Here is a 25605-nt window from a genome sequence, read left to right as displayed (position 1 = left end):
CGACCGGCGCCGGTCGTCAGGGTGTGTCGGTCGTGGGCGGTGGTTCAGCCGCGGGGTCTGGTCGCGGGGTGCTCAGCTGGTCGCGGAGGTAGTCCCAGACCACGGCGAGGAGGGCGGCCAGGGGCACGGCCAGCAGGCTGCCGGTGATCCCCGCCAGGGTGCCGCCCAGGGTGACGGCGAGCAGGACCACGGTGGCGTGCAGGCCCAGACTCCGGCTCTGCAGGATCGGCTGGAAGACGTTGCCCTCGAGCTGCTGCACCGCGACGATGATCGCCAGCACGATCAGGGCGTCGGTCAGGCCGTTGGACACCAGGGCGATGAGCACCGCGACGAACCCGGCGAACAGGGCGCCCACGATCGGGACGAACGCCGAGACGAACGTCAGCACCGCCAGCGGCAGCACCAGCGGCACGCCCATGATCCACAGCCCCAGGCCGATGAACACCGCGTCCAGCAGGCCCACGAGGGCCTGGGAGCGCACGAACGACCCCAGGGTGTCCCAGCAGCGCGCGGCCACGACCGGCACGTCCGCGGCCAGGCGCCCGGGCAGCTGCCGGGTCAGCCAGGGCAGGAAGCGGGGGCCGTCCTTGAGGAAGTAGAACATCAGGAACAGCGCCAGCACGGCGACGACCACCCCGTTGGCCACCGCGCCCACGCCGGTCACGGTGGCGTTGACGATGCTCCCGACGCTGTCCTGGAGGCGGTCGACCCCGGCGTCGAGCGCGCCGGTGACCTGGTCGTCCCGGATGTTCAGCGGTGGGCCCGACGCCCACTGCCGCACCTGCTCGATCCCCCGGCCCACACCGTCGGCCAGGTCACCGGACTGCGACGCCACCGGTATCGCGATCAGCAGCACCGTCCCGGCGGCGACCACGAGGAACAGCAGGGTCACCACGGAAGCCGCCAGCGCGGGGTGCCAGCCCTTGCCGCGCAAGAACCGGGTCACCGGCCAGGTCAGCGTGGTGAGCAGCAGGGCGATCACGACCGGCCAGACGACCGACCACATCCAGCCCAGGACCCACAGCGCCACGGCGGTCAGCAGCAGGACCAGCAGCGCGTCCAACGAGACCCGCGCCGACGTGCGCAGCGCGGACCTGGTCTTGGCGGCGTTCAACGTGTCACGCACGCCGGTCACCCTGCCACCCGTGCCGACCGAACGCCCGCTGGACCGCTGGTCGGGCCCGTGACGCCGCACGACCGGGTCCCCCGCGAAATCTTTTGCAAGATTGTTCGGTGAGGGTGTCGAAATCGGGGTCGCCCGTTCGACGCCCTGGTGAATCGGGGTTGCGACCGGGCGAACGGCCCGGGACCCCGGACCACTTGGAGATGATGACGATGCGGTTCATGGTGATCGCCAAGGCGACGGCCGAGTCCGAGGCAGGCGTGCTGCCCACGACCGAGGCGATGGTGGCGATGGGTCGGTACAGCGAGGAGCTGGTCAAGGCGGGCGTCCTGGTGGCCGCCGACGGCCTGCACCCGACCTCGAGGGGCGTGCGGGTCCGGTTCGAGGACGAGGAGCGCACGGTGGTCGACGGGCCGTTCGCCGAGACCAAGGAGCTGATCGCCGGCTACTCGATCCTGGAGGTGGCCTCCAGGGAGGAGGCCATCGAGTGGGTCAGGCGGGCCCCGAACCTGCCGCCCGGCCAGGTCGGCGAGGTCGAGATCCGGCAGATCTTCGAGGCCGCGGACTTCGGCGACAACGCCACCGCCGAGGTGGCCGCCTTCGCCGACGGCGTGGGTGAGCTGGGCCGGGCCAACGTGGCCCAGTGGCGCGCCGAGGCCGCCGCCCAGCAGGAACAGGGTGGGAACTGACCCCGCGGATGATCGTGCTCTCGGTGCGGTCGACCACGCGCCGAACCTCACGAGAGCGCGGTCACCGCGGGCGGTCGCGCGCGTCCGCCCGGTGCGGTTGAGCCTGGGCCCCCGATCCGACACCCGCCACGCACCGGGCGATCGAGGCGGTCTGGCGGAGCGAGGCGGCCCGGCTCACCGGGGACCTGGCCCGCCTGGTCCGCGACGTCGGTCGGGCCGAGGCCGGGCTGCGCACCGAGGAGATCGCCCGGGCGTTCCTGGTCCCCAACGGCGACGATGGCCCAGCGCGTTGTTCGGGCCAAGAAGACCCTCGCCGTGCGGTGGGCCTGCTACCTCGGCCTAGCTCGGAACGTGGGCGCGAGTGCGCTGATCCCGGGAGGCCAGCACCGTCCTCGTGCAGAGGCTGTCCGAGTTGCCCAGCGGGACCCACCACGCGCGGGTGCCTTTCGAGGTGCCGACCGGCGCCGAGCTCGTGCCCCGGCTGGCGTCCGCCCTCGGCGTGGTCTACCTGCTGTTCAACGCGGGCTACTCGGCCACCGCCGGTCCCGACCTCGCCCGCTCGGCGCTGTGCGTGGGGGGCGTTGCGGCTGGGCCGGGTACTCGCCGCCCCCGCGCCGGACGAGCCCGAGGCGCACGGACGGCTCGCGCTGATGGAGCTGCAGGCATCCTGCTGCGGGCCTGCACCGACGCCGCCGGCGAGATCGTCACCCTGCTCGGGACCGCGCCCGCTGGGACCAGTCGCTGATCCGGCGCGGACTGGCCGCGCTCGACCGGGTGGTCGGGACGCCCTCGTCGAGGAGAACGCGCCGGCCCGCTACCACCTGCTGCCCGCCGTGCGGGCCGACCTGCTGGTCAAACTCGTGCCGCCGGGCGAGCCCGAACCGAGTTCGAGCGGGCGGCCGGGCTGTCCGACAACGACCGTGAGCGCGCCCTGCTGGTCAGCCGAGCCGCGGCGTGCCCCTCGTGGGCCGTGCGCCGAGTCGACCACGGGGCAACGAGTCCTAATAGGATGGTCGGGGCGCAACGGCCGGACGGACAACCGGTCGAGGAAAACGCGGTACGACAGCGGATCGGGGCCGCCGCCGCGCGGACGCCGGTGCTGATCCACTCGGCCGCACTCTGCCGCCAACCCTGCCGCGAACCGATTCAGCGCTGTACGTTCGCGTTGTCCGGGTGCTGATCACCGAAAGGTCCACAACATGCGTCGACTGTTCCTCGCCGTCTGCTTCGCCGCCGTGGGTGTCGCGGGGGCGGTCGCACCCGCCGTCGCGGCCCCACCGCCGTTCACCTACATCGGCCCCTACACCACCGTGACCGAGTGCGAGGTCCAGGCCCAGGCGTGGCGGGACAACGGCAGCGACCGGTCCGCGTGGGCGAGCGAGTGCCTGTACAAGAGCACGTCCCAGTTCCCGGCGGGCTGGTACTTCCGCACCCTCTACGCCCCCGAGCTGCCCAGCTAGCACCATTTCCGGCGAGGTTGGCGGCCACTCGGGTACCGGTGGCCACCGCTTGCCCGGGTAACGCGCGAGAACCCGCAGGCGGCCGACCGAAAGGTCGGCCGCCTGTCTATTGTGGACTCAAGGGACCCGGCGTCAGCTCCTCGGGACGGGCAGTGCGGCGGCCAGGGTGGCCACCGTCGGGTTGTCGAAGACCAGCCGCAGGGAGGCGGGGACCCGGAGTTCGGCGCGGATCCGGGCGAGCACCTGCCCGGCCTTCACCGAGTGGCCGCCCAGGGCGAAGAAGTCGTCGTGCAGGCCGATGTCGGGGTTGGCGAGGACCTCGCGCCAGATGTCGCGGACGACGCGCTCGGTGTCCGTGGTGGGCTCGGCGGTGGCCCCGGCGGACCCGGTCAAGGCGGCCGCGAACGGGTCGGGCAGAGCGGCGGTGTCGAGCTTTCCGTTCTGGTTCACCGGGAGCACGTCGAGCGCGACCAGCACCGCGGGCACCAGGTGTTCCGGGAGCAGTCCACTGAGCTGCGCGCGCAGATCCGCCATGGACTCCGCCGGGTCGGTGGGCACGACGTAACCGACCAGCAGCTCCTCCTCGACCCGCACCTGGACGGTCACGTCCACCACGCGCCCGGTCTCCCGCAACACCGTCTCCACCTCGCCGGGCTCGACCCGGAAACCGCGGATCTTCGCCTGCCGGTCGACCCGGCCGAGGCACTCGATGAGGCCGTCGGGGCGGTACCGGCCGAGGTCGCCGGTGCGGTACATCCGGGAACCGGGCACACCGAACGGGTCGGGCACGAACCGGGCCGCGGTGAGGCCGGGCCTGCCCAGGTAGCCCCGGGCCACGCCGTCACCGCCGAGGTGGATCTCCCCGACCATGCCGGGCGCCACGGGTTCCAGGCAGGCGTCGAGGACGTAGGCGGTGCTGTTCGAGATGGGCCGCCCGATCGGCACGACCTCCCCGGCAACAACACTTCCGGCGGCCCAGGTCACACCGAAGGTGGTGGTCTCAGTTGGACCGTAGCCGTTCACCACGGTCAAGCCGGGCACGGATCTCAGCCGTGACACGGTGTCCGCGTCCAGCTGCTCCCCGCCGATCAGCAGTTGGCGCAGACCGGCGACGGTCTCCGGCGCGGTGGCGGCGAGCCGCCGCGCCAGCGACGTGGTGAGGAACATCAGGGCGACACCGTTGTCCCGCAACGTCTTCGCCAGGTCGGGTGGGGACAGCAGGTCGTCCTTGGGCACGCCGACGATCCGGCCGCCCGCGCAGAGCGGGCCCCACAGCTCGAAGGTGGCCGCGTCGAACGACGGGCTGGAGACCTGCGCGACCGCGTCGTCCGGTCCGAAGTGGACGTAGTCGGTCCGGCACACCAGCCGCACGATGTCGCGGTGGGTGACGCCGACCCCCTTCGGCCGCCCGGTGGAGCCGGAGGTGTACATGACGTAGGCCAACGAATCCGGGCGGGCACAACGAACCGCGCGGTCGGCCGGGAAGGTGGGCGATTCGCCGAGCACCTCGTCGGTGACGACGGTCGCCACCCCGCTGTCGGCGCACATGTGGTCCAGCCTGGCCGCAGGGTACAGCGGGTCGAGCGGCACGTACGCCGCGCCCGCCTTGAGCACGGCGAGGGCCGAGACCACCCAGCCGGCGCCGAACCCGAGCCGGATCCCGACCCGGTCCTCCAGCCCGACCCCGCGGTCGCGCAGCAGCGCGGCCAGCCGGTTCGCCCGCTCGTCCAGCTCCCGGTAGGTGAGGACTTCGGCGCCGTACACCGCGGCGACCGCGTCCGGCCGTTCGTCCACACGCGACTCGAAAAGCTCCACCAGGGTGCGCTCGCGCGGGTAGTCGGTCGTGGTGGCGTTCCACTCGACCACCGCGCGGTGGCGCTCCGCCGGGGTGAGCAGGACTGCGTCGGCCAACCGGGCGGTCGGGTCGAGCCCGCCGAGCAGGGTGCGGAACTGGTCCAGCACCGCGGTCATCTGGGCCCGGGTGAAGCGGGCCGTGCGGAACTTGAGGTAGCCGCCCATGCCGTCGCCGTCGTCGAAGACCTGCACCTCGATGTCGAAGAGCGACTCGGCGCTGGTGCCGTGCGCGAAGTCGAAGGTAACACCGTCCACTGTAGTCGGTCCGGCTACCGCGGGCGGGGCGGCGAAGACGACCTGGAACACCGGGTGCGGGTGCGCCGACCTGGGCGCGGCCAGCCGGTCCACGACCTCGCTGAACGGCGCGCCGGTGTGGTCGAAGGCGTCCAGGGCGGTCGACCGCACCGTGTCCAGCGCGTCCGCCCAGGTGGTGGCCCCGCGCAGGCGCAGGCGCAGCGCGACCATGTTCACCAGGCAGTCGACGACGTCCTCGCTGCCCGGCGCGTCACGCCCGGCGACCGGCGTGCCGATCACGAGGTCATCGCCCGCACCGAGCCGGTCGAGCAGCACGCCGAACGCGGTGAGCAGCACCATGAACGGGCTGGACCGCCCACTTCGAGCGACCTCGCGGACGATGGTGGTCACGTCGTCGGGAAGCTCGAACGGCACCACGTCCGCGGCCAGGGACGGGCCTGCGGGCGTGGCGAACGGCAGCGCCGTGTCCTCCGGCAGGTCCGCCAGGGTGTGGGCCCAGAACTCGATGTCCTCGTCGTGATCGTCGGCGGGCACTGGGCGGTGAGCGGCCCGCGGTGGGCGGGACGGATCGGCGTACCCGTCGAGGATGTCCTGCCGCAGAACGGTGAGCGAGTACCCGTCGGTGGCGATGTGGTGGGTGATCAGGATCAGTTCGTGGTCGTCGTCGGCGAGCCGGGCCAAGGTCGCTCGCAGCGGTGCTTCGTGTGCCAGGTCGAACCCCGTGCGCAGTTCCCGCTCTCGCAGCTCGGCCAAACCCGCCTCGTCGGTCACCGTGACCTCCCGCAGTTCCGGGAGGACGCCGGTCATGGCGGTGTCGCCGTCGTGGGTACTGCGCAGCGCCTCGTGCGACAGCCAGCACCGCCGCAGGGCCGCCCGCAGCCGGGCGGCGTCGAGCGGCCCGGCGATCCGCACGGTGAGCGGCACGTTGCACCAGGTCGAGTCCGGGCGCGTCTGGTCGAACAGCAGCATCTTTCGCTGCGCCGCGGTCAGCGTCCGACCCGGCGCGTTCTCCTTGGTGGCGCTGAACAAGGTGAACGTCGGCGCGGCGGCGATCCGGGCCTCCTCGGGCGCGGCGAGCCCGGCCCGGCCCAGCCACTCGACGAACCGCTCGCGGTCGTAGATCTGCCCGCCCTGGGTGTGGAACAGGTTCAGACTCGACGCGGGCACCCAGGCGGCGCCGAGCGCGCCGGCCTCGGCGGGCACGTCCGCGGTCTCCTCCAGGATGAGGACCGTCCCGCCGGGCCGCAGCGCCCGGGCCGCCCGCCGGAGGAGGTCCTCGGCGCGGTCGGGGCTCAGGCAGTGCAACACGTTGAACACCAGCACGACGTCGTAGTCCGCGCCGAGGTCGCCGGTCGACCAGTCGGCCTCCCGGAATCGGACACGGTCGCCGACTCCGGCCGCTGCGGCGTATGCGCGGCCGGCGTCGAGGGAACCAGGAAGGTCTACGACGTCGGCGCGCAGCTCGGGGTTCGCCGCACAGCAGGCGGTGGCGTAGCGGGCGTGTCCGCCACCGATGTCGAGCAACCGCCGGGCGGTACCGGGAACCGCGCTCGCTACGTCCGGCGCCACCGCGTCGGCCAGCTCGCCGAGCATGGCTTGGAACTCGCCGAGGGCGGCCGGGTCGGCGCCGAGCCAGCCGTAGAAGTCACCGACCGGCTTGCCGTCCACAATGGACTGCTCTAGGTCGGTCCACTGGTCGACGAGGACGCGGTGCCAGAACGAGAAAGCCGACCGGTAGCCGGTGCCCAACCAAGCCGCAGCCGGGGTAGCGCGGTACCCGGAGCCGTCCCGGGTGGCGTAGCCGAAGCCGGTTAGGGCGTCGAGGAGTACCCGCACACCGCGCGGATCGCCCCCAATCCCGGCAGCGATGGCGTCGGCGGTTCGGGACTCGTCACCGAGGTGGTCGAACACGCCAAGACGCAGAGCGGCCCCGGCGGCGCGGAAGGACAGCGCGTGCACGAGGTCCAGGTGCGGCGCGGGCGCGGCACCGTCGGTGAAAGCCTGGCGTTCAGCCTGCGGCAGTTCGAGCATCGGCTTCCCCCTTGTCGATCAGTGTGGTGGACAGGTTGTCGACGGCGGGCCGGGCGGCGGAAAGGCGGTTCCGACCGCGCGGAAGGACAGCGCCACCACGAGACCCGGCACTATTCGCGGAAGTCCGGTGGCCGACCCAGGGCAACTCGAGCACCGACCTCTCGATCAGCACGGTCCGCGGATTGCCGGCGGAAGGCAGGCCGTGTGCTCGGCTCCCACCGCGCGAAAGGGCAGCGTTTCCATGAGGCCGAGCGCTATTCGCGGAGGTCCGGTGGTCTATCCACCGCGACTCGGGCACCAACCCCTCGATCACTGCGGTCCGCAGGCTACCGGCGGTAGGCAGGCCGTGTGCTCGGCTGCGCGGAAGGGCAGTGTGTCCACGAGGTCGGGCGCCGTTGACGGGGGGCTGGCGGTCAGCCCGCAACTGTTCGAGCATCGGCTTCCCCCTTGTCGGTTGGCGTGTTGTCGTCCGGTGTTGTCAGCAGGTCGGGGAGGTCGTCGACGGCGCGCAGTACGGGCGAGGTGGCGGCCCAGGCGGCCAGGGCGATGAGTGCGGCGCCGGTGATGGCGAAGATCAGCGCGATCCCCCGACCATCCCCCACGCCGATCACTGTGCCGACCGACCCGGCGAGGGCGCCGCCCGGTCGTAGCAGCGGCTCGAAGACCAGGTCCGCCAGTGGTCCCGCGGCGGCGAAGCCGAGGGCGGTGCCGCCCTGGGCGGTCATCCGCACGCCGGCCATCACGCGGCCGAGTGCGCTTGGGTCGACTTTGGTCTGCAGCAACGACATGGCGCTGCCGGTGATCACCGGCAGGGTGAACAGGAACGCGGGCGCGAGCACCCCGATGAGCAGGGCCGACGGGGCGAGCGAGTGCAGTGCGAGGGCGATCCCGCCGATCGCGAGGAACACCTGGACGCCGGTGATCCGGCGGGTCGGGCCGCCCCACGCGGTCATCACCGCGCTGCCCGCGAACATGCCCGCGCCGCCGACGAACATCAGCACGCCGAGGGTCGAGGGGCCGGCGAAGGTCAGGATCAGGGGCTGGACCAGCACCCCGGCCATCCCGGCGGCGAGGTGGAAACCGCCGAGTAGCAGTAGGAGGTGCGGCAGGCCCGGCCTGCGGCGCAGCTCGCGCCACCCGCCGGTCAGCTCCGCCCAGGCGCCCTCCCCGGCCGACCCGGCGCGGTCCGGGCGGATCGCCCGCTCCGGCAGGCCGATCAGCAGGGTGATCGCGAGTGCCACGGCGTAGGTGCACAGGTCGATCAGCACCACCCCGCGCAGCTGCACCGCCGCGAGCAGGCCGCCGGCTGCGAGCGGGGCGGCGATCTGCACCGCGGGCAGCGTCTGCGCCAGGCCGTTGGCACGGCCGAGGTGCCGCTCGGGCACGAGGAGCGGGAGCACCGTGGTGAACGCGACCATCCGGAACGTCGCGCACATCGCGGTCGCCGCGGCGATCGGGTAGACGTGCCAGACCCGCAGACCACCGCCCGCGACGAGCGCCAGCAGCACGGCGGTCGCCGCGGCGGCCACGACGTCGGAGACCACCAGGACCGCCCGCCGGTCGACCCGGTCGACGGCCATCCCGGCGACCGGCGCCACCGCGATCGCCGCCGCCGCCTCCAGCAGCATGATCAGGCCGAACCGGGTGGCCGACCCGGTGAGCTGGAAGACCCAGACGCCGAGCACGAAGCCGGTGATCCCGGAGCCGGCGATCGAGACGAGCTGCCCGGCCCAGATCGCGGCGAAGCGGCCAATGCCGTCAGTGCGCACGCGACACCGCCGTGAGGTGGCCCGTCCGCGCCGGGTGGCGCGGGTGCGCGACCGCAGGCGGAACCCGAACGCCCGAACCACGCGCAACGCCCTCTGCGCGCCTTGGCCCACACACGGCAGTCCCGTGGTCGATGCCGCTCCCGGCGAGTTCGGCGGGGTACCGGGCACGAGCTGGTGCCTGGTCGGGTGGGATGCGGCGCTTCGCATGAGCGGCGGCGGATCGGGGCCCGGCGAGATCGAGGGCGGCCGCCGTCCCCCCGATATCCATGCTACCGGGTGGGGCCGACATGACGGGGCCTCGATGATCTTGGTTGTGGACAGCTCCGGGATCGGAGACCAGGCCGGGGTTCGCGGGTTCTCTGGTCTGGCCGTCGGTCTCGTCAGTGTGCACGCGACACCGCCGCGGTGGGGGCGGGGAGGGTTCCGGTCCGTACGAAGTGGTCCAGGTATCCGCGCAGTAGCGTCGGGTCGGCGGGTGGGCAGACGATGCCGCCCGTGGCGAGGCGGGTCTCGGTCGCGGTGCAGTCGAACTCCCGGACGCGGACGTCCGGGACCGGGCCGGAGGCCGCCGCTATCGCCGACAGTGCCGGGTCGCCCGACGCAGCCGCTGCCGTGAGCAAGTCCTCGTACCACTGCGCGTACGGGACCTCGCGTACCGGGTAGCCGTAGTCGCGCAGTGTCTCGGCTATCGCGGACGAGCTGATCGTGCGGCCGTTGTAGAAGTGGAAGTCCTGGCCGTAGGCCGACGGCTGGCGGGTCAGCCAGCCGATCGCCGCGGCCACGTGGTCGACGGGGGCCATGTCCTCGGCGACGTCGAGGTCGGGGGTCGCACCGAGCGCGGTGATCGCGCGTAGCTCGCCCGCGAAGAGGTCGGCGCCGGAGCTAGCACCGGTGCGGCTGTCGCCCGTGACTCGCGCCGGGCGGTGGACGCTGACCGGCAGACCGGCTTCCCGGGCGGCGCGGACCAGCACGTCGGCGACCCACTTCGTCTGCTCGTAGCCCCGGTCGAGCTGCTCGGGCTGCTGCGGCGCCTGGTCCTCGGTGACCGTCCCGGGCAGGTGCAGCGGGTACACCCCGAGCGTCGAGACGAAGTGCACCGGGACGCCGCCGTGCCGGGTGGCCAGCCGGAGCACCTCGATCGTGCCGGACACGTTGGCGGCCTTGAGCTCCGCATAGGATTGTGCGAAGTGGACAGTCCCGCCGCAGTGGACGATCAGGTCGACCGAGCGGGACAGCTCGTCGAACCGGTCCTCGTCGAGGCCGAGCCGGGGCGCGCCCAGGTCGCCGGGCACCGGCACGATCCGCTCGGCCGCCGACGGCGTCCAGAGCCCGTACCCGCGCAGCCCGCGCTCGATCCTGGCCAACGCGTCGGCCGCCGAGTCCGCGCGCGCCAAGCAATACACCCGCGCGGTCGTGTGCTCCAAGGCATCGGCGAGCAGGTACCCGCCGAGGAAGCCGGTTGCCCCGGTTAGCAGGATCGCGGCAGGCGAGCAGGCCCGGTCGACCGCGTCCGGTGCGGTGACAGGTCGGATGTCGTTAGGTAGCAAGGTTTCCGCGCGCAGGTCGACGTGGGCGGCGGGAGCTTGGCGGTCGATGATCGCGGCCAGCTCACCGAGTGAGGAAGCGTCGAACACCGCGCGCAGCGGGACGTCGACGCCGAGGGCCAGTCGGACCCGGGTGATCATGCGCGCGGCCAGCAGCGAGTGCCCGCCCAGCGCGAAGAAGTCGTCGTCCTCGCCGACGGCGTCCACCCCGAGCAGCGCGGCCCACTCGGCGGCCAGCACGCGGGCGGTCGCCGAGCGCGGCGGCACCGCGGACCTGGGCCGCCGCACCGGGTCCGGCAGCGCGGCGACGTCGAGCTTCCCGCTCCCGGTCACCGGGAACCGGGCCAGGCCGACGAACTCGGCGGGCACCAGGTACTCCGGCAGCGCCGCGCGCAGCACCGCGCGCAGGTCGGCCGGGTGGTCCGGGACGAGGTAGGCGACCAGGCGCTGGTCGCCCAGCTCGTCGGGGCGCGCGACGACGAGCGCGTCGGCGACCTCGGGGTGCGCGCGGCAGGCCGCCTCGATCTCGGCGGGCTCGACCCGGTGGCCGCGGATCTTGACCTGCCGGTCGACCCGGCCGAGGAACTCCAGCACCCCGTCGGACCGCCACCTGGCCAGGTCGCCGGTGCGGTAGAGCCGCGATCCCGGCGGGCCGAACGGGTCCGGGACGAACCGCGCGGCGGTGAGGTCGCCGCGCCCCAGGTAGCCGCGGGCGAGGGTGTCCCCGCCGAGGCACAGCTCGCCGGGCAACCCGGTCAGGACCGGCCGCAGGTTGTCGTCGAGGACGTACGCGCGCACGTGCGGCAGCGGCCTGCCGATCGGCAGCCGGGTGCCGGGTTCGTCGCCGACCACGGTGTGCAGGGTGGCGCACACGGTCCCCTCGGTGGGGCCGTAGTGGTTGACGAGGGTCGCACCGGTCAGCGCCGTCCACTCGCGCACAGCGGCGACATCGACGGCGTCGCCACCGACCATCATCGTGCGCAGCGGCGACGGGCCGGGAACACCGGTCGCGGCGAGGTCGTCCACCCACTTGCGCCACAACGGCGCCGCGGTGTCGACCATCGTGATGCCCTTGTCCGCGCACAGGCGCAGCACGTCGGCGCCGGACAGCGCCGCGGGGTCGTGGCAGAGCACCAGCGCCGACCCGCTGATCAGCGCGGGGAACACGTCGCCCGCGGAGGCGTCGAAGGTCAGCGGCGGGATCATCAGCACCCGGTCGTCGGGGCCGAACGGGTGCGCGGCGGCGAAGGCGGCGGCGAGGTTGGCCAGCGTGCCGTGCTGCACCGCGACGCCCTTGGGCGCGCCGGTGGAGCCGGAGGTGTAGATCACGTACGCGAGGTGGTCGCGGTCGAGCCCGGTCGGCGGCGGCTTCTCCCGCTCGTCGGTGCCCACCGCGAGCACCGGCCCGGTGAACCCAGGGAACGCCTCGGGCCGGTTGGTCACCAACACCTCGGGGGCCGCGTCGGCCAGCAGCGCGGCCAGCCGGTCGGCCGGGTGCGCGGGGTCGACCGGCAGGTACGCGCCGCCCGCGGCGTGGATCCCGGTGATGGCCACGATGGCCTCGACACTCGCGGGGAACCCAAGCGCCACAATGGTTTCCGGGCCGACACCGAGTTCGCGCAGCCGCCACGCCAGGGCGTTGGCCCGGCGGGCCAACTCGCCGTAGGTCAGCACCCGATCCCCGTCGACCACCGCGACGGCGTCCGGCGCGACCGCGGCGCGCGCGGCGATCAGGCCCGGCACCAGCGGCGCCGGGGAGAAGTCCCCGCCACTGATCAGGGCGCGTTCCGCGTCGGTGGTCAGGTCGACGTCCCGCACGCGGGTGTCCGGCGCGGCGACCACGGCGGCGGTGAACCGGGCGAACCGGTCGGCGAACAGCTCGATGGTCGAGGGGTCGAACAGCGCCACGTCGTACTCGAAGTCCACGATGATCTCGTCGCCGACCTCGAGGGCGCCCACCGTCAGGTCGATCTTCGCGGTGCCGGAGTGGACGAACTCGGGCTCCGACACCACCGTCCCGGCCAGCTCAAGCCGGGCGGGTGGGGTGTTGGTCAGGGTGAACCCCGCCTGGAACACCGGGGCGTGCCCTTGGCCCCGCGACGGCGTGACCGCGGCGACGATCCGCTCCAGCGGCACGTCCGCGTAGCCCATCCCGTCGAGCGCCACGTCCCGCACCCTCGCCACCAGCTCGCGGAAGGTCGGGTCACCCGCCAGGGAGGTGCGCAACGGGATCGTGTTGACGAACAGGCCGACCAGCGGCTCGTCCTCCGGTCGCGTCCGTCCGGTGACCGCGGTGCCCACCACGATGTCGTCCTGACCGCTGTAGCGCGCCAGCAGCGCCTGGTACGCCGCGAGCAGCACCATGTACATCGTGCCGCCCAGCCCGGGCAGCGCGGCCTTGATCGCCGCCGACGGCAGCACCCGCCGGTGCACGGCCCCCTCGAACGACTGGGTGGCGGGCCGCGGCCGGTCGGTCGGCAGGGCGAGCAGCTCGGGCGCGCCGCGCAGCGCGTCCGCCCAGAACTCCAGGGACATCTCACCGAGCGGGCTCTCCGCCTCCTGACGCTGCCAGCGGGTGAACTCGGCGTAGGTCACCGGAAGCGGCGGCAGGGCGGGCACCTCGCCGCGCACCAGCGCGGCGTAGGCGGCGCCGAGCTCGCCGAACAGCACGGCCTGGGACCAGCCGTCGGTGACGATGTGGTGCAGCGTGATCATGAGGTGGTGGTCGTCGGCGGCGAGCCGCAGCACCAGGACGCGCAGCAGCGGGCCCGCCGAGAGGTCGAACGGGCGGCGGGCCTCGGCGAGCGTCAGCCGCTCGATGTCGGCCGGGTCGGCCACCGCCACCACGTCCACCGGGGTCACGCCCGCCGCGCCGGCGGGTCGCACGATCTGCACCGGTTCGCCGTCGTGGTCGGCGAACACCGTGCGCAACGCGTCGTGCCTGGCCACCAGCACCTCGACCGCGCCGCGCACCGCGGTCAGGTCGAGCGGGCCGCGCACCCGGACCGAGACCGGGACGTTGTAGAGCGCCGAGTCCGGGTAGAGCGCGTCGAGGAACCACATCCGCCGCTGGGCGAAGGACTGCGGGGCGACCACACCGGAACCGGGATCGGCGCCGGGCGGGGTCACAGGGCCACCTGTTCGCGGACGAGGGCGCGCACCATCGCCTCGCGGACGAACGCGGGCAGCTCACCGGCGAACCGGCGCAGGTAGGCCGACGCGTGGTCGCGGTTGCCGGCGAGGAAGGCGAAGTCGGTCGGCACCATGTGCCGGATCGCCAGCAGCGGCACCGGGCTGCGCAGCGGCCGGAAGTCCGGGTTCCACAGCCCGGCCTTGTCCGGCGGGCCGTCGTGGAACTCGCCGATCATCAGGCCCCGGTCCACGTAGTCGGTCTTGAGGGCCTCCTGCGAGCCGTCGATCATCCGGTCGACGTCCTGGGCGGGCAGGTCGGGGAAGAGCACCAGGATGGTGGTGAGCTGGGCCGTGCCGGACGGGTTCGGCGCCAGCTCGAGGAACCAGTCCCGGTAGGGCAGCACCGCCTCGGCGACCGCCCGGGGATCGGCCGGGTGGCCGGGGTAGACGGCCAGGTAGAACCGGCCCCGGTCCAAAGAGGACTGGACGAACGGGCACACGCTCCCCCGCCTGCCCAGGCTCTCGTGCGGCCGGGCGAGGTACTGCCGGGCCCAGTCCAGGATGGTGCGCAGCTGCGCCCGGTAGGGCGCGAGGGCGGACGGGAGGAGGTCGTCCTCGATGTCGTCGACCTCGAGCAGGAGTCTGTCGGGGTCGTTGGCGTTGGTGAGCATCATTTCCCCTGACGCGACAGGTGGCGAACCAGCAAGGTCCCCGCGGCGGCCGCGGCGGTGGCGGTGGCGCCCGCGAGCCAGCCGAGAGTCGTGTTCTGCCTGCGGGAGCGCCGCAGGGCCTCGGCGTAGGGCGTCGTGGTGTGCGCGATCATCGTGTAGAGCGGCACCCACCGGCGGCCGAGCAGGCGGTTGAGCGCGAGGTCGGCCCTCTTGCGGGCCAGGAACAGCGGTGAGGACAACCGGTCGCGCAGCTCGACGAAGTTGGCCGCGGACAGGTCCGCCAGCACGTCGGTGTCCACCTTGCGGATCGCCTGGTACGCGGCGAAAGCGGCGCCGTGGTCGGCCGGGTGGCGCTCGAGGCAGCCGTCGAGGGTCACGCAGTCCTCGAACGCGGAGTTCATCCCCTGCCCGTAGAACGGGTAGACCGCGTGGCAGGCGTCGCCGAGCAGCACCACGCGGCCGCGCCAGTGCCACTGCGAGGTGCGCACGGTCACCAGGTGACCGGTCGGTTGGCTGAGGAACTGCGCCACGACGTCGGGCACCAGGCCGGTCAGGTCCGGGAAGCGCTCGGTGACCAACGCGCGCACCGCCTCGGGGGTGCGCAGCGCGTCGAAGCCGCCCGGGCCGGTCAGCGGGAGGAAGATCGTCCCGGTGAGCGACCGGTCGGCGTTCGGGTGCGCGACGACCAGTCCGTCGTCGGCGGGCCAGACGTGCAGCGCCTCCGGGTCCGCGCGCCGGTCACCGACCGCGCCCGCCGCGATGGCGAGTTCCTTGTAGCCCCAGGGCAAGAACTCCTGGTGGTAGTCGGCGGGCTCGCCGCGCTGCATCCGCGCCCGCACGGTGGAGAACGCGCCGTCGGCGCCGATCACGGTGCCCGCCTCGACCACCGTGCCGTCCTCGAACCGCAGCGTCACCGGGGTGTCGCCAGCACCCTTGTCGCCGCCCTTGTCGCTCCCCTTGTCGAGGTCGGTCAGGCGGGCGCCGAAGTGCAGCGCCACGTTCGCGGCCTCGGCGGCGTCGAGCAGGATCACGTTCAGGTCGTGGCGGAGCACCGACCGCAGGATCTGGTCGTCGCTGGTGCCGTAGGGGTGGTAGCCGAGGCTCCCGTCTGGCAGGTGCACCACCCGGCCGCGCATCGGCGCGGCGTGCGCGAGCACCTGGTCGAGCAGTCCGGCGTGCCGCAGCGCGGTGATCCCCCGCTGGGACAGCCCCAGGTTGATCGACCGGCCGTGGTCGCCGCCGCGGACGCGCGGGTCGGGCCTGCGCTCGAACACCCGCACCCGGTACCCGCGCCGGGCGAGCAGCACCGCCATCAGGCACCCGGACAACCCGGCGCCCACCACGGCGATATCTCGGCCGTCCCGGTCGCCCGAGACGTCGTGGACAGCACTATCCGAGCCGTCCGAGGACCCCGCACCCAATTGACGCCCCTCTCCTCCATGCGACGCGCCGCGTGCGGGCGGTTCTCCGGAAGTATCCATGAAGGACGCCCGAATTGATTGCTCCCTAAAATGGAATCGCACTGGTCTTTTCGGCGTAGCACACCGTTTCCGCACCGGGACGAGAGCGGTCGGCCGGGCGCCGGAGACGCGCTGCTGGTCGGTGGTCGTCCAGCGGTCGAACCCCGCGGCGGTGAAACTGGGAATGGGAATGCGCTCGGACAGTCGTGAACCGCATTCGCGACAGGCGGGGGGCGAGCGGCGTCGTCGGCCCGGAGTCCACCGCCGAACACCCCGTGCGGCGCGGCGGCCGAGGAGGTCTGAGGTCGTACCCTGCGGCGGTAGGTGTCGGACCAGCGGAGGAGCAGCACATGGTGATCGTCGCGGGGTACCTCGTCGTCGACCCGCGGGAGCGGGAGTCCTATCTCGCGGACTGCGTCGCCGTGGTCGAGCAGGGTCGTCGGGCGCCGGGGTGCCTCGAGTTCTCCCTCACCGCGGACCTGCTGGACCCCGGCCGGATCGTCATCCTCGAGCGGTGGGAGTCGCGCGCGGACGTCGAGGCGTTCCGGGGCAGTGGCCCCAGCGACGAACAGGGCGCCGCCATCCTGTCGGCCTCGGTGGCCGAGTACGACGTCGCCGACGTGCGCCCGCTGACCTGACCGGAGCGGTGCGCCCGGTTGTTACCGACCCGGGCCGTTGTGAACCAGTGGTTACCGGCAAGCCCCCCACCTGCGTGGACACGGCTGAACCGGTGCCACGACCTGAACAGCGCCGAACGTTCACTCAGCGTGCCGAATCCTGACTCCCCGCACCTACCGTGCCCTTGTTCGAGATCGGATCGGGATGCCCGTCCCGGTCCGCCCCGCACCGGTCACGGAGGAAGTGCATGTCACGATCCCTGCTCCCAGTGAAGGTGGTCGCCGCGGCGGCCGGCTTCGCCACCATCGCCGCGATGGCGGTGACCGGCGCCGCGGCCGCGGCGCCGACGGTCCCGGCCGCGCCCCGGGTGGCCCTCGCCGGGCAGAGCGCCCCGGTGCCCGCCGGTGCGCGCAAGGACGGTCCACTGCCCGGTGACCACCGGGTCGACCTGGCGGTCGCGCTGCGGCCGCACGACGAGGCCGGTCTCAACCGGTTCGTCACCGCGGTCAACGACCCGGGCTCCCCCACCTACCGCCACTTCCTGACCTCAGCGCAGTACAACGATCTGTTCGCGCCACGACAGTCTGATGTGGACACAGTGGTGAAGTACCTGCGGGACAACGGGTTGAGCGTCTCGGAGGTCTCCGGGAACCGGCAGGTCATCAGCGCGGCGGGCAGCGCCGAGCAGGTGCGCGGCGCGTTCGCCACCTCGATCAGCAGCTACACCGGCTCCGACGGCGCGCACTTCTTCGCCAACGACAGCGCCCCGTCGGTGCCCGCCGACCTCGCGGGCACCGTGCGCACCGTGGCCGGTCTGAACGACCTGCCGTTCGCGCACCGGGCGGGCGGTCCGGCCGGTCCCGGCGGACCTGCCGGTGGCTACACGCCCGCCCAGTTCCGCACCGCCTACAGCATGAAGAACCTGTCCTCGTCCTACGACGGCTCGGGCCAGACCGTCGGCCTGATCGAGTTCGACGGGTTCAAGCAGTCCGACATCGACGCCTGGACCAAGAACTTCAGCCAGCCGACCGTCACCCCCAGGGTGGTCGCGGTGGACGGTGGCAAGCCGACGCCGGGCAGCGACCAGCTGGAGGTGACCCTCGACATCGAGGCGGTCGCGGCCACCGCGCCGAAGGCGGCCCAGGTCGTCTACGAGGCGCCCAACAGCGACGACGCCTGGGTGCACGAGATGGCCAAGATCGCCAGCGACAACGCGATCACCATCCTGTCCGGCTCGTGGCTCAACGGCGAGAAGTGCGAATCGGCGCCGATCGCCGCCTCGCACGACTCCTACACCCAGCTCGCCGCGCAGGGCGTCACGATGCTCTCCGCCTCCGGCGACTGGGGCGCCACCGGCTGCGGCTACAACGGTGACAACTCCACGATCCAGGCCGACTTCCCGCCGAGCGACCCGCTGTTCACCGGCGTCGGCGGCACCCAGCTCAAGACCTCCGACAGCGCGGGCACCTACCAGTCCGAGTCGTGCTGGAACCAGGGCGGCTCCGGCAACACCCGCTCCGGCGGCGGCTACTCCTCGATCTACGCCCGCCCCGACTGGCAGACCGGCACCAACCAGTTCCGCTCGGTGCCCGACGTCGCGCTCGACGCCGACTACGGCGCCGGGGCGCTGTCGGTGTACGTCAACGGCGGCTGGCAGGACGTCGGCGGCACCAGCCTCTCCGCCCCGCTCTGGGCGGGCTACATCGCGATGGTCAACCAGAAGGCCAAGGCGGGCGGCAAGGCGAACCTCGGCGGGATCAACCCGACGCTGTACGCCATCGCCAAGTCCTCGCAGTACGCCAGCACCTTCCACGACGTGACCACCGGCGGCAACGGCACCTACAACGCGGGCACCGGCTACGACCTGTGCACCGGCTGGGGTTCCCCGCAGGGCGACAACCTCGCCGACCCGCTGATCAACGGCGCCACCCCGCCCGCGAGCAACGACTTCTCCCTCTCGGCGAGCCCGGCCTCGGTCAGCGTCGACCCGGGCAAGTCGGTCACCACGACCATCAGCACCGCGGTCGTCAAGGGCAGCGCGCAGAGCGTGGCGCTGTCCGCGAGCGGCCTGCCGACGGGCGTGACGGCGACCTTCACCCCGACCTCGGTGACCGCGGGCAACTCCGCGACACTCACCCTGGCCGCGTCGTCGTCGGCGAGCCCGGGCACCGCGACAGTCACGGTCACCGGCAAGGCGACCGACGCCACGCACACCGCCGCTGTCTCGTTGACCGTCAACGGGAACGGCCAGCCGGGCGACTTCTCGATCAGCGTCTCGCCGGGTTCGGCGACAGTGACCGCGGGCCAGTCCACGACCGCCACCGTGCAGACGGCGGCGACCACAGCGCGCGGTGGCGCGAGCCCCGGCGTGGTCGGTGGCAACCCGACCACAGTGGACCAGTACCCGTTCATGATCTCGATGCGGCGCGAGGGCAGCGTATTCCCGGGTCAGCAGTCGTGCAGCATGGCGCTGATGGGCCCGCACACGGTGCTCGGCGCGGCGCACTGCCTCAAGGAGAAGTCCGGGAACAAGTGGTTCATCTACGGGGCGACCAACCTCAACGACAGCGGCTTCCGGGCCGAGATCAAGGACACCTGGGTCGACCCGGACTACACCGGCTGGGAGAGCGGCCACGACGTCGCGGTCTTCACCCTCGACCGGGACGTCCCGGTGCCCTCGGGCATCACCTACCCGACGATCGCGACCGACCCGGCCGTGAACAAGGCCGGGACGATGGGCACCGGGATCGGCTGGGGCCAGACCGGCGCCAACTCGTACTCCGACGTCCTGCGCACGGTGCAACTGCCGGTCGCGACCGACACGTCTTGCGCCAACCAGCCGGTTCTGGCCTCCAACTGGAAGAACGACGGCTCGATGCTGTGCGTGGGCTACGCCGACGGCCACCAGGGCGTCTGCACCGGCGACAGCGGCAGCCCGTTCCTGGTCAACAACCAGGTGATCGGGGTCTTCTCGTGGGACGCGACCCAGTGCAACACCTACGGCGTGTACGCCCGGGTCACCACCTACGCCGACGAGATCAAGGCGCACCTGCCCGGCAGCACGCCGCCGCCCAGCGGTGCCATCGCGCTGAGCGCGAGCGGTCTGCCCAGCGGCGCCACGGCGTCGTTCGACCCGACCTCGGTCGACGCGGGCGGCTCGTCGAAGATCACCGTCAGCACCAGCGCGTCCACCCCGGCGGGCAGCTACCCGGTGAAGATCACCGGTAAGGGCGCGACGGCGGCGCACGACACGACGTTCACGCTGACCGTCCAGTCGGGCACGCCGGGCAAGCTGACCGTGCGGGACCCCGGCTTCCAGTTCACCCAGCACGGCACCCGGGTGAACCTGCCGCTGCAGGCCAGTGGCGGCACCGGTTCGTACCGGTGGTCGGCGACCGGCCTGCCGCCGGGTCTGTCGATCAACGCCAGTACCGGCGTGATCAGCGGTACGCCGACCGGCACCGCGCGGACCTACACCATCACGGTGACCGCCACCGACTCGGCGGGCGCCACGGGCCGGGTCCAGTTCAGCTGGTTCGTGTACTAGACCCGGACGGGACTGACCGACTGCGACCGCGCCCGGTCGCGGTCGGTCAGTCCCATTCCCAGCAGAGCCCGACCACGCTGGGGGCCACGTCGTCGAGCACCAGGTGCGCGGCCCCGGACGCGCCGATCCACAGTGGACTCCCGAACCGCTTCGGGCTGTCGGCGGTCGCCTGCCGGTAGGGCACGCAGCCCGCGGGCACGTCGCCGGTGCACTGCACCTGCAACACCAGCTCGCGCAACGGCCGGGTGAGCCTGCGGTGGTAGAAGGTCAGCGGGTCGCCCGCCGCGAACAGCCAGGTGTACTCCACGACCGTCCGCTCCCCCGCGTCGAGCCGCTGGTCAAGCATCAGCTCGGTGACCACGGCGCCCGCGTCGTCGTTGCGCCGGGTCCGGCCGGCCCGGCAGTACCGCGTCTCGGCCAGCCGCGGCACCGAGTCCTCGTTCCACAGGTACACCAGGCAGCGGTCGACGTGGTCCTCGGTGGCCTCCAGCACCAGCCTGGTGCGCACCCGGGCGAGCATCCGGTCGGCGACCAGCACGTGCTCGTGCACCGACAGCCGCCGCAGCTGCCCGTCCGGCGGCGCGTCGAGGGCGGCCAGCAGCGGGCCGTGCGCGGGCCACATCCGCCGCCGGTCCACCGCCGCGGGCACCCGCTCGGCCCGGACCCGGGGGCGCTGCGGGCCCAGCAGCGACACCAGCGAGGCCTGCGGCAGGTCGAGCACCTTCTCCAGCGCCTGCACCGCCCGCAGCGACTCGGCCCGCTCCGGTCTGCTGCGCCCGTGCCGCCAGTAGCTCAGCGCCGCCCGACTCACCCGCACCCCCTGCTCGGCGAGGTGGTGCTGGACCCGCTCCAGGCTCAACCGGCGCACGTTCAGCGCGTGGTCGAGCACCTCGGCGAACGTCCCGTGCCGCAGCAGCCTGCGCAGTTCCCGGTCGGCGGGCAGGCGCGTCGACAGGTCCACACCACCCGACATCTCGCCCTCCTGTCCCGGTCAGCGATTCGACCACTATCGCCGCTCACGCGATATCGGTCCAGCCCCCATTTCCCGGTGGCGGGCACCGGTCATCGTGCGTCACGCGAAATCGAATCCCTTGTGGGCCGATAATTCGGTTCGGGCGAATTGAATATCGGATAGGTCACCGCAAATCGGGTGCCGGGCGGACCGGCCGCTCACCCAACGTGGCTACCGGTATTCGGTGTATTGGCGGTGCCCGGCCGGTGTGCGAGCCGGGTCGAGCACCGCCGGTCCAGCCGCGTCGATCGACGCGGTTCCGGTGCTGCCCATGGCGGTGCAACTCGTCGCGCAGAATGGTGAAACCCTTTTCGACGCCGGGTTGTCCGGCGGCGAGCCCATAAGCGGCGGGCCTGCCGCGCGCGCCGGGCGCGAGCAATTTCAGCACGTCACCACCGCGCCGGATCCCGCCGTCCACCAGCACGTCGAGTCCACTGCCCGCGAGTTGCCCCGCGACCTCCGGCAGCGCCCGGGTGGCCCGGCGACTGGTCACGCGGGACGGCGACGTCGGCCCAGGTCGACGCCGGGTCGTCGGTGGCGCCCATGAACTCGCCCATCCGCCGGACCGACATCCGCCGCCCGCCGTCGGTGACGTCGCCGAAGGACACGCCCCCGGACCGCCACATGTCCCACAACCACCGCGGTCGGGGTGGCCGCGCGCAGGCGCCGCGCGGTGAGTTCGCGGTCGGTCCACACGCCACCTGCGACCACACCGCGCCCGGCGCGGCGGCGGCGACCTCCACAGCGGGGAGGAAGACCAGGCGCTGTGCACGAACACCGTGCCCCGCAGCCTTCGCCGCGCGGGCGACCGCGACGTCACCGGCCGGGTGGAACAAGCCGAGCAAACCCATGGGCGACACCATGGGCGACACCATGACCGGCACCGCGAGCCGCTGCCCGAGCACGGTCGTCGAGGTGTCCCGGTCGCGCCGCGGCCACCCGCCGGTCACCGCCGTGCCGCCGGGTCGGTGGGCGTGTCTTCTGCGTCGATGTCCTCTGCGTCGACGAGGTCCAGCAGCGGCAGTACCCGGGGCGCGAGCTGCTGCCGCAACGCGATCTCGGTGCGGGTTCGCGTGACGCCGGGCAGCGCCACCAGCCTGTGGACGAGCGACTCGACCCGCTCGTTGTCCCGCGTGGCGACCTCGCACAGCACGTCGCCCTGACCGGTCGAGGTCCACGCCCGCAAGACCTCGGGGATCTCCTCGAGCCCGGCGAACATGGCGTCCAGGTCAGCGGTGTCGACGTCGAGGCGGATGAACGCGCGCACCGGGACCGGTCCAGTCTGGCGAGGTTCTAGTGAGCCATTGGCCCAGTCATCCGGGTCGGCGGACCGCGGCGGTGACCGTCGCCCTGATGTGGTCGCGGAACCACCGGTGGGCGGAGTCGGTGTCGTGCCTGGGGTGCCAGGCCATCCCGATCTCGACGGGCGGCAGGTCCAACGGGATCGGGAACGTGCGCAGCCCCAGCGCCGCGGCGGCGTCCGCCAGGTCACCGGTCGCGGTGGTCAGGCACACCAGGTCGGTGTTGCGCGCCAACACCATCGCGGCAGTGTGCCCGGGCACCACGACGACGACATCGCGCCGCAACCCCTCCCGCTCCAACGCCGCGTCGATCGGACCGTGGCGCTTGCCGGTGCGCGAGATGCCGACGTGCTCCGCCGCGGCGAACCGGCGCGCGTCGATCGGACCGTCGAACAGCGGGTGGTCCGCCCGGGCCGCGGCGAGCAGCGGCACGGTGGTCAACCGCTCGGCGCGGGTCTCCGGGTCGAGGTGCCCGAGCACGCCCACCTCGACGTCGACGAGCCCCTGGCGCAGCGCGGGGGTGCCCTCGAGCGACTCGGGCGCGAACACCACACCCACACCCGGCGCCAGGGCCCGCACTCGGCCGACCAAAGACGTGGCCAGGCCGGCCAGCAGCAGGTCCCCGACCTGGACGGTGAACGTCCGGCGCAGTCCCGCGACGTCGAACTCCCCGGAGGAGGTCAGCACCACCTCGGTCCGCTCGATGAGCGCGCGCACCTCTGTGCGGAGTTCGAGCGCGCGGACGGTCGGCACCATCCGCTGGCCCGAGCGCACGAGCAGCTGGTCGCCCACGATCCGACGCAGACTCGCCAACTTGCGGCTCATCGCGGCGGGCGAGGTACCGAGCCGGTCGGCCGCACCGGTCACGCTGGACTCTTGCAACAGCGCGTCGAGCGCGGCGAGCAGGTTGAGGTCCACGTCCCCTCCACGGCCAGGTCACCCGGGATCTTTGCGCTGAGCGGGATGATTGTATGCCGGTCTTTGCATTGCCGGACATGCCTATCGCCGTCAGACTCGGGGGCGCGTTTGTGCCAGACGCGATGAGTCGCCCCGCCCGACAACCCGGCGGGCCGCTCCCTCTCGGTCGAGGCCACCTCGATCTTCACCCCGCGGCACAACCAGATCACCTCGGCCGACGACTGCTACAACCTCGCCGAGTCCTGCGCCAGATGAGCCTCCCGGCTGGCCCGTTCACCCCACCCAGCCAAGGCTGACCACCCCGGCCGCCGCTCAGTGCGCGGGCACGGGATGGGGCCGCTCCGGTCGCACCTCCGCCGGGGTGCGCCACCAGCGGCGCGACGCCAGCCCGGCCAGTACGGCGCCGGTCGCGTTGACCAGGACGTCGTCCACTGACGACACCCGGTCCAGCTGGAAGACGTACTGCGCCGTCTCGATCAGGATCGAGCAGCAGGCGCCGAGCGCCAAGATCCGCGGCACGGACGCCAGCGCGGCGAACCGCATCGGGGCGAAGAACCCCAGCGCCGCGAGGACCAGGAGGTTGCCGACGATCCCGATCGGTCCCATCGTGACCAGGTCGCGCAGCGGGACCAGGCTCAGCCTGCCGGGGACGACGCCCGCGCCCGAGCCCGGCATCAAGGTCAGCCACACCCACGGCACCGTCCCGTAGACCAGGCCCACCTCGGCCAGCGACGTCCGCCACGCCCGGGCGACACCGGCGGCCCGCCTGCGCAGCGCCAGCGCCCACGCCACCAGCACGGCCAACGGCAGGCCGACCAGCATCATGAGCAGCACGCCGTTCTCCGTGCTGAGGCAGCCGTGCCACCGCCCGGCCAGGCACGCCGGAGCGGCCATCAGCAGCGGCCGCCGCAGGGCGAACACCGCGCCCGCCAGGACGAGGACCGCCAGGACGACGAGCACGACCGTGCGCGCGCGGGGCGGTGCCGACGGGGGTGGGCCGTGGTTCATGCCCCCATTGGAACCGATGGGCTGTTGCGGTGGCGTATCCAGTTTTGGATACGCCGGCGATACCCGCGGTCCCGGCGTCCTCGGGACGGGCACGGGAAAGGGCCCGTCCGGCCCCTCGTGTTCGGGCCGGACGGGCCCTTGGCGTTCACATCGCCGTGCACCCGGGTTGTCGTGTCCCGGATTACCGGCCCTGCAACGACTTGACGTTGTCGCCGAAGCTCCAACTCTTCGAACCGTCCCAGTTGAGCGACCAGGTCATCAGCCCCTTGAGGTTGCCCCCGAAGCTGTTCCACGCCTGGGAGACCAGCGCGGGTGACATGTAGCCGCCACCGGCGCCCGGCTGCGCGGGCAGCCCGGGGACCTGCTTGTCGTAGGGCACCCGGATCGTGGTGCCCTGGATGACCAGGCCCTGGTTGAGGCACTCGGTCTGCTTGACGAAGCCCTGCACGGTCGCCGCCTGGTAGGAGTCGCCGCTGCAGCCGTACATGCTGCCGTTGTAGTACTGCATGTTCAGCCACCAGAGCTTGCCGTTGTCCGCGTACTTCTTGACGATCGGCAGGTAGGCGCCCCAGATCGAGCCGTAGGTGACGCTGCCGCCGGTGACGTAGGCGGTCTCCGGGGCCATGGTCAGCCCGAAGTTCGACGGCATCTGGGCCAGCACGCCGTCGATGATGCGGATGAGGTTGGTCTGCGAGGCGGAGAGCTGGTTGATGTTGCCCGCGCCGGAGAGACCGGTCTCGATGTCGATGTCGATGCCGTCGAAGTTGTACTTCTTCAGGATCGGCACGATGGTGGCGACGAACTTGTCGGCGACCGTGGCGGAGTTCAGGTCGATACCCGCCGCCGCGCCGCCGATGGACATCAGGATCGTCTGGCCCGCGGCCTTGGCCTGGCACATCTCCGCGGGCGTGGCGACCTTGACGTTGCTGTCCATGCCGTCTTCCCACAGCGCGGTGCCGTCGGAGCGGATCACCGGGAACGCGGCGTTGAGCACGTTGTAGCCGTGCTGCCGGATCGCCGGGTTGGCCACCGGCGTCCACCCGAACGGCGGGTGCACCCCGTTGACAGCGCCGTCCCAGTTCTCCCAGTAGCCGACGAGGACCTTCCCGGCGGGCTTCGACTTGACCGCGCAGGTGTCACCACCGGGCTCGGTCGTCGTGGTGGTCGTCGTCGGGGGCGTGGTGGTCGTGGTGGTCGTCGGTGAAGTCGTGGT

The 25605-nt window shown here is 72.6% G+C and carries 17 protein-coding genes and 1 pseudogene; 5 read left to right on the top strand and 13 right to left on the bottom strand.

Annotation, left to right across the window (positions count from 1 at the left end; genetic code table 11):
• Window positions 1-16: 16 nt before the first annotated feature.
• Window positions 17-1126, bottom strand: coding sequence for an AI-2E family transporter (locus QSK30_RS08215; RefSeq protein WP_285500951.1), 1110 nt, complete (start codon window positions 1124-1126; stop codon window positions 17-19).
• 209 nt (window positions 1127-1335) lie between these two features.
• Between QSK30_RS08215 and QSK30_RS08210 the strand changes: the two genes are divergently transcribed.
• The 3 genes from QSK30_RS08210 (at window position 1336) to QSK30_RS08200 (ending at window position 3272) form a co-directional block, all read left to right on the top strand.
• Window positions 1336-1812 (top strand): YciI family protein, encoded by a 477-nt coding sequence (locus QSK30_RS08210; protein WP_285500949.1) that lies wholly within the window; start codon window positions 1336-1338, stop codon window positions 1810-1812.
• Window positions 1813-2206: 394 nt separating this feature from the next.
• Window positions 2207-2557, top strand: a complete 351-nt coding sequence (locus QSK30_RS08205) for an RNA polymerase sigma factor (RefSeq protein ID WP_285500947.1) — start codon at window positions 2207-2209, stop codon at window positions 2555-2557.
• A 454-nt stretch (window positions 2558-3011) separates the two neighbouring features.
• Window positions 3012-3272 (top strand): hypothetical protein, encoded by a 261-nt coding sequence (locus QSK30_RS08200; protein WP_285500945.1) that lies wholly within the window; start codon window positions 3012-3014, stop codon window positions 3270-3272.
• A 132-nt stretch (window positions 3273-3404) separates the two neighbouring features.
• Here the strand turns inward: QSK30_RS08200 and QSK30_RS08195 are convergent, their stop codons facing one another.
• From QSK30_RS08195 to QSK30_RS08175, 5 genes are all read right to left on the bottom strand, one after another.
• On the bottom strand, window positions 3405-7412 hold the full coding sequence (locus QSK30_RS08195) for a non-ribosomal peptide synthetase (protein ID WP_285500943.1): 4008 nt from the start codon (window positions 7410-7412) through the stop codon (window positions 3405-3407).
• A 413-nt stretch (window positions 7413-7825) separates the two neighbouring features.
• A complete protein-coding gene (locus QSK30_RS08190; protein ID WP_285500942.1) occupies window positions 7826-9181 on the bottom strand; it encodes an MFS transporter in 1356 nt (451 codons plus the stop codon).
• Window positions 9182-9561: 380 nt separating this feature from the next.
• Window positions 9562-13854, bottom strand: a complete 4293-nt coding sequence (locus tag QSK30_RS08185) for a non-ribosomal peptide synthetase (RefSeq protein ID WP_285500940.1) — start codon at window positions 13852-13854, stop codon at window positions 9562-9564.
• A complete protein-coding gene (locus QSK30_RS08180; protein WP_285500938.1) occupies window positions 13851-14531 on the bottom strand; it encodes a DUF6875 domain-containing protein in 681 nt (226 codons plus the stop codon). The genes QSK30_RS08185 and QSK30_RS08180 overlap by 4 nt, the downstream gene beginning before the upstream one ends.
• Window positions 14528-15949 (bottom strand): FAD-dependent oxidoreductase, encoded by a 1422-nt coding sequence (locus QSK30_RS08175; RefSeq protein WP_285500936.1) that lies wholly within the window; start codon window positions 15947-15949, stop codon window positions 14528-14530. The genes QSK30_RS08180 and QSK30_RS08175 overlap by 4 nt, the downstream gene beginning before the upstream one ends.
• A gap of 389 nt (window positions 15950-16338) precedes the next feature.
• Here QSK30_RS08175 and QSK30_RS08170 point away from each other — a divergent pair, with 389 nt between their 5' ends.
• Window positions 16339-16626 carry a putative quinol monooxygenase gene (locus QSK30_RS08170; protein WP_285500934.1) on the top strand — a complete coding sequence of 96 codons (288 nt, stop codon included), beginning with the start codon at window positions 16339-16341 and terminating at the stop codon, window positions 16624-16626.
• Window positions 16627-16853: 227 nt separating this feature from the next.
• Window positions 16854-20153 (top strand): trypsin-like serine protease, encoded by a 3300-nt coding sequence (locus tag QSK30_RS08165; protein WP_285500932.1) that lies wholly within the window; start codon window positions 16854-16856, stop codon window positions 20151-20153.
• Window positions 20154-20199: 46 nt separating this feature from the next.
• On the opposite strand, the gene QSK30_RS08160 is transcribed toward QSK30_RS08165, so the two are convergent.
• From QSK30_RS08160 to QSK30_RS08130, 7 genes and pseudogenes are all read right to left on the bottom strand, one after another.
• Window positions 20200-21126, bottom strand: coding sequence for an XRE family transcriptional regulator (locus tag QSK30_RS08160; RefSeq protein WP_285500930.1), 927 nt, complete (start codon window positions 21124-21126; stop codon window positions 20200-20202).
• A gap of 163 nt (window positions 21127-21289) precedes the next feature.
• Entirely contained in the window at window positions 21290-21589 is a 300-nt protein-coding gene (locus QSK30_RS08155; RefSeq protein ID WP_285500929.1) for an alpha-hydroxy-acid oxidizing protein, read from the bottom strand.
• Window positions 21555-22115, bottom strand: a complete 561-nt coding sequence (locus tag QSK30_RS08150; RefSeq protein ID WP_285500928.1) for an alpha-hydroxy-acid oxidizing protein — start codon at window positions 22113-22115, stop codon at window positions 21555-21557. Before QSK30_RS08150 ends, QSK30_RS08155 begins: the two co-directional genes overlap by 35 nt.
• On the bottom strand, window positions 22112-22432 hold the full coding sequence (locus QSK30_RS08145) for an Lrp/AsnC family transcriptional regulator (RefSeq protein WP_285500926.1): 321 nt from the start codon (window positions 22430-22432) through the stop codon (window positions 22112-22114). The genes QSK30_RS08150 and QSK30_RS08145 overlap by 4 nt, the downstream gene beginning before the upstream one ends.
• 46 nt (window positions 22433-22478) lie before the next feature.
• A complete protein-coding gene (locus QSK30_RS08140) occupies window positions 22479-23384 on the bottom strand; it encodes a LysR family transcriptional regulator (RefSeq protein ID WP_285500924.1) in 906 nt (301 codons plus the stop codon).
• 312 nt (window positions 23385-23696) lie between these two features.
• Window positions 23697-24392 (bottom strand): VanZ family protein, encoded by a 696-nt coding sequence (locus tag QSK30_RS08135; RefSeq protein WP_285500923.1) that lies wholly within the window; start codon window positions 24390-24392, stop codon window positions 23697-23699.
• Window positions 24393-24573: 181 nt separating this feature from the next.
• Window positions 24574-25530 (bottom strand): annotated as a pseudogene (locus QSK30_RS08130) (chitinase); the annotation flags it as partial.
• Window positions 25531-25605 lie beyond the last annotated feature (75 nt).

It is taken from the genome of Actinokineospora sp. NBRC 105648 (genome assembly GCF_030269645.1).
GTDB lineage: Bacteria > Actinomycetota > Actinomycetes > Mycobacteriales > Pseudonocardiaceae > Actinokineospora.
Note: the sequence above shows the minus strand (reverse complement) of the source record. Positions and strands in the feature narration are given on the sequence as shown.

Bases quoted from the DNA above. Each gene is read 5' to 3' on its own strand.
- QSK30_RS08210 (WP_285500949.1), top strand. From the start codon at position 1,336: ATGCGGTTCATGGTGATCGCCAAGGCGACGGCCGAGTCCGAGGCAGGC.
- QSK30_RS08200 (WP_285500945.1), top strand. From the start codon at position 3,012: ATGCGTCGACTGTTCCTCGCCGTCTGCTTCGCCGCCGTGGGTGTCGCG.
- QSK30_RS08195 (WP_285500943.1), bottom strand. From the start codon at position 7,412: ATGCTCGAACTGCCGCAGGCTGAACGCCAGGCTTTCACCGACGGTGCC.
- QSK30_RS08180 (WP_285500938.1), bottom strand. From the start codon at position 14,531: ATGATGCTCACCAACGCCAACGACCCCGACAGACTCCTGCTCGAGGTC.
- QSK30_RS08170 (WP_285500934.1), top strand. From the start codon at position 16,339: ATGGTGATCGTCGCGGGGTACCTCGTCGTCGACCCGCGGGAGCGGGAG.
- QSK30_RS08165 (WP_285500932.1), top strand. From the start codon at position 16,854: ATGTCACGATCCCTGCTCCCAGTGAAGGTGGTCGCCGCGGCGGCCGGC.
- QSK30_RS08160 (WP_285500930.1), bottom strand. From the start codon at position 21,126: ATGTCGGGTGGTGTGGACCTGTCGACGCGCCTGCCCGCCGACCGGGAA.
- QSK30_RS08135 (WP_285500923.1), bottom strand. From the start codon at position 24,392: ATGAACCACGGCCCACCCCCGTCGGCACCGCCCCGCGCGCGCACGGTC.